At 72.3% G+C, this 1,103-nt stretch carries 2 protein-coding genes; both read left to right on the top strand.

Going from position 1 to position 1,103, the window contains the following annotated elements; genetic code table 11:
- Positions 1-450, top strand: a 450-nt coding sequence (locus DZF91_RS23410; RefSeq protein ID WP_456236654.1) for a DUF742 domain-containing protein, incomplete at its 5' end; no start/stop codon positions are given.
- Positions 431-1,039, top strand: coding sequence for a GTP-binding protein (locus DZF91_RS23405; protein ID WP_117359507.1), 609 nt, complete (start codon positions 431-433; stop codon positions 1,037-1,039). The genes DZF91_RS23410 and DZF91_RS23405, both read left to right, overlap by 20 nt.
- Positions 1,040-1,103 lie beyond the last annotated feature (64 nt).

Genomic DNA, 1,103 nt, shown 5'->3' with positions numbered 1-1,103 from the left:
GCCGGCCCGGCCGGCCCGTCCGCGCCGCAGAGGCCGGCGGCGCCGTCCCAGGGCGGCGAGGGCTGGTACGACGACGCGGCGGGCCCGGTGGTCCGGCCGTACGCGCTGACCGGTGGCCGCACCCAGTACGACGGCCACGACCTGGACATGGTCGCGCTCATCGAGACCGCGGGCGAACCGGAGGAATCCGGGCAGGCCCGCGGGCTGCACCGGGGCGGGCACGCGGACGCGCTCGACCCGGAACATGAGATGATCTTGTCTCTTTGCCGCACTCCGTTGTCGGTGGTCGAGATAGCGTCGGACCTTGAACTCCCCCTCGGGGTCGTCCGGGTGCTCCTCGGCGACCTGCTCGACCGCTCGCTGGTCCGGGTCCGCCGGCCCGCACCGGTGGCCCAGTTCCCCGGCGAGCGCGTACTCAAGGAAGTGATTGATGGAATCCGTGCGCTCTGATCCTTCCCCGCAGGGCGATTCGGCGCTGACCGTCAAGATCCTCGTCGCCGGGGGCTTCGGCGTCGGCAAGACCACCCTGGTCAGCGCGGTCAGCGAGATCCGGCCGCTGCGCACCGAGGAGGCGCTCACCGAACGCAGCATCGGGATCGACGACACCTCGGCCGTGGCGGGCAAGACGACCACGACCGTGGCGATGGACTTCGGCCGCATCACGCTGCCGAACGGCCTGGTCCTGTTCGTGTTCGGCACGCCCGGCCAGGACCGGTTCTGGTTCATGTGGGACGAGCTCGCCAAGGGCGCGCTCGGCGCGGTCGTGCTGGTGGACACCCGCCGGCTCGCCGACTGCTTCCCGTCGGTGGACTACTTCGAGCGGCGCGGCCTGCCGTTCATCATCGGCGTGAACCGGTTCGACGGCTCCGGCCTGCACACCCCGGACCAGGTCCGGGACGCGCTGGACCTGCCGCCCGACATCCCGGTGATCAACTGCGACGTGCGCGACCGCGAGTCGGCCAAGCAGGTGCTCATCACGCTGGTCGAGCACATCATGCGGTCGATGGTCCGCCGCGACCCGGGCGCGCTCACCCGCTGACCGCGCCACCTCCGGCCCCGCGCGCGACCCTCGCGCGCGGGGCGGTGCCGTCCTGCCCCACCTC

Origin of the sequence: Actinomadura logoneensis, from assembly GCF_003428695.1 — a bacterium.
Classification (GTDB): domain Bacteria; phylum Actinomycetota; class Actinomycetes; order Streptosporangiales; family Streptosporangiaceae; genus Spirillospora; species Spirillospora logoneensis.
This window is presented reverse-complemented; position numbering and strand designations above follow the sequence as displayed.